Below are 3075 nucleotides of genomic sequence, written 5' to 3' on the forward strand. Positions count from 1 at the left end.
GGGCTACACAGTGCATTCTGCTAAGGTCGGAGGTACCGACGTCGGCCTTGATATCGAGCGGATTGATATGATTTCTGCAAGTTTGCCAAAAGGGCACAAAGTCACGTTTGACGTGAACCGGGCATGGCAGCCCGCTGTGGCGATCGAGGTTCTGAATTCGGTAAAAGCACGTGATTGGGTCGAACAACCCTGTCAGACGTTGGACCAATGCGCGCATGTGGCGGCCCGTGTGTCCAACCCGATCATGCTTGATGAATGTATGCTAGATTTCAATGACCATCTGGAGGCCTGGAAGCGCTCGGCTTGCGAAGGTGTGAAAGTAAAACCAAACCGATTGGGTGGACTGACCAAGGCACGGCAAGTGCGCGATTTTGGCGTCGCGGTTGGATGGCAGATGCATATCGAAGACGTGGGTGGATCTGCTTTGGCCGATACGGCTGCGTTACATCTGGCTGCCTCAACGCCCGAACCAAACCGGCTCGCCAGCTGGCTTTCGCAGGACCACCTCAGCGTTGATCCTGTATCGGGGCAAGGCGTTCGGAACCTGGGTGGTTACGTTGTTCCACCATCACTGCCGGGGCTGGGGGTGACACCCGATCTGGACATGCTTGGTGATCCAGTGGCAGTTTACCCATGAAGGTTACGGGCATCTCCCTTTGGTCCGTCGATCTGACCAGCCATAAGACCTACTACATGGCTGAAGGCAAAACCTGCGACACGGTCAAAACTCACGTCTTATGTCTGGAAACGGATTCAGGTCTGAAAGGCTGGGGAGAGGTTTGCCCGATCCCACATTACCTGCCAGCTTTTGCCGATGGAGTGCCAAGCGCGGTCACCGAAATGGCACCGGAAATCCTTGGGATATCCCCGTTTGGTGTCGATGCTCCGATGCGCAAGTTAGATGGGTTCCTGCAAGGCCACCTGCACGCAAAATCTATCGTCGATATGGCGCTTTGGGATCTGTTCGGCAAAGCAACGGGGCAACCACTTTATACCCTGCTTGGCGGGCGAACCCGCGCCGACATGCCACTTTACCATTCGATCACCTGCATCGCACCGGACGAGATGGCGCGGATCGCCCGTGACGCCTACGACACAGGCATCCGTCAATTTCAGGTGAAACTCGGCGCGGATGCGGATTGGCAGGTAGATGCGGAACGATTGGCTAAAGTACGCGAGGCAGTGGGCGAAGGGCCATTGGTTTATGGCGACTGGAATTGCGGCGCGACGAAATTGCAGGCCACGCGCACGGGCCGCGCGGTTGCGCATCTTGATGTCATGTTAGAGCAGCCATGCAAAACTCTCGAAGACTGCGCCGCCGTTCGGCAGGCAACTGGTTTGCCGATGAAGATTGATGAGGGTGCGCATGATCTGGCATCCTTGATGCGTGCGTATAAGCTTGGCGTGCTCGACGCGGTCGCTCTGAAGTTGTCGAAGTTTGGTGGGCTTTCTGCAATGCGCCGCGCCCGTGACCTCACGGTTCACCTCGGGGCAGAAATTTGCGCCGAATGCACGTGGGGGTCTGACATCGTCACCGCCGCGTCGCTACACTTCGCGGCTTCGACCCCGCAAGGTGCATTACTGAACACCTGTGATCTGTCGTCCTACGTCAGCCCGCGCATCGCGCCCGATTGCCCGACCCGCAAAGACGGCCGCATTGCGCCGCCGACCGGTCCGGGGCTTGGGGTCACTCCCGATCTGGACCTACTTGGAAATCCCATACTTGAACTGGCCTGAAACATGCAAAAACTGACATCTCAATCTGAATGGATCACCCGCGCCGAGGCCGTTCTGCCCGCTGGCGGCTTTGGCAATTTCGACCCCGGCATTGTGATTGCACGCGGAAGCGGAAGCCACGTTTGGGACGAAGACGGCACCGAATACATCGACTACCTGATCGGGTCCGGCCCGATGCTGCTGGGTCATGGCCACCCGGAGGTGATGGAAGCCGTATTGGAACAACTTCCCAAAGGTATGACCTTCTTTGCCAACAACGCCAAAGGGATCGAACTGGCGGAGGCGATTGTCGATGCGGTTCCCTGTTGTGAACAGGTCCGTTTTGTCGCGTCAGGCGGGGAGGCGGACATGTACGCCATCCGACTTGCGCGCGCCTATACTGGCAAAGATAAAATCCTGAAGTTCGAAGGCGGCTATCACGGCATGAGCGCCGAGGCCCAGATGAGCCTTGCACCCGCAGCCCGCGTGAACTTCCCCCAAGCGGTGCCTGACAGCGCGGGTATCCCGCAGGGCGTGGCCGATCAGATGTTGATCGCGCCCTATAACGATCTGGCAGCTGTGGAGGCTTTGCTGAGCGAACACGACGACGTCGCAGCCATTATTGCGGAACCGTTGCAACGGATCATTCCTGCCGCCCCCGGTTATCTTCAAGGCCTGCGCGATCTGTGTGACAAATACAGCGTTTTACTGATCTTTGATGAAATCGTCACTGGGTTTCGGCTGGCGTATGGCGGCGCGCAGGAACGTTACGGTGTGACGCCCGATATCTGCACACTTGGCAAGATTATTGGCGGCGGGTTCCCGCTAGCCGCCCTCGGAGCGAGCGCCGAGATCATGCAGCACTTCGACAAATCCATCGTGGGCGGTGACAAATGGCTCATGCAGCTTGGCACGCTTTCGGGCAATCCAATTGCGGCCGCAGCAGGCCTCAAGACGATGGAAGTCCTCAGACGCGAAGGCAGTTACGATCGCCTGCGCGAAATCGGTCGCACATTGCAAGACATGCAAAGCAGCGCACTCGATGCCGCAGGTATTCCCCACCAGATCTGCGGGGATGAGACCTTGTTCGATATCTTCTTCACGACCAGCCAGTGTCGCGACTACCGCACCGCCAAGCATGATGATGCCGCACGGAATGCGACCTATAACGCGACATTGCGCCAGCACGGGATATTCAAATCGCCGGGTAAGCTTTATCCGTCCCTTGCGATCACGGCGGACGACCTTGAGCAGACGAAAGCCGCGGTCGAACATGCTGTGCGATCCATTTCCTTGTAGTCGGGACGTTAATTCTACAGCTTTTTATAGGTCTAGCGTATGCGCAAAGAGGTGCCGCGT

At 57.6% G+C, this 3075-nt stretch carries 3 protein-coding genes; all 3 read left to right on the forward strand.

The window, feature by feature from the left end; all coding sequences use genetic code 11:
• Positions 1-637, forward strand: a 637-nt coding sequence (locus tag WBC85_RS16280; RefSeq protein ID WP_424439735.1) for an enolase C-terminal domain-like protein, incomplete at its 5' end; no start/stop codon positions are given.
• On the forward strand, positions 634-1737 hold the full coding sequence (locus tag WBC85_RS16285) for a mandelate racemase/muconate lactonizing enzyme family protein (protein ID WP_424439738.1): 1104 nt from the start codon (positions 634-636) through the stop codon (positions 1735-1737). The genes WBC85_RS16280 and WBC85_RS16285, both read left to right, overlap by 4 nt.
• Positions 1738-1740: 3 nt before the next feature.
• Positions 1741-3015, forward strand: a complete 1275-nt coding sequence (locus WBC85_RS16290; protein WP_424439741.1) for an aspartate aminotransferase family protein — start codon at positions 1741-1743, stop codon at positions 3013-3015.
• Positions 3016-3075 lie beyond the last annotated feature (60 nt).

The organism is Planktotalea sp. (genome assembly GCF_049680325.1).
Classification (GTDB): domain Bacteria; phylum Pseudomonadota; class Alphaproteobacteria; order Rhodobacterales; family Rhodobacteraceae; genus Planktotalea.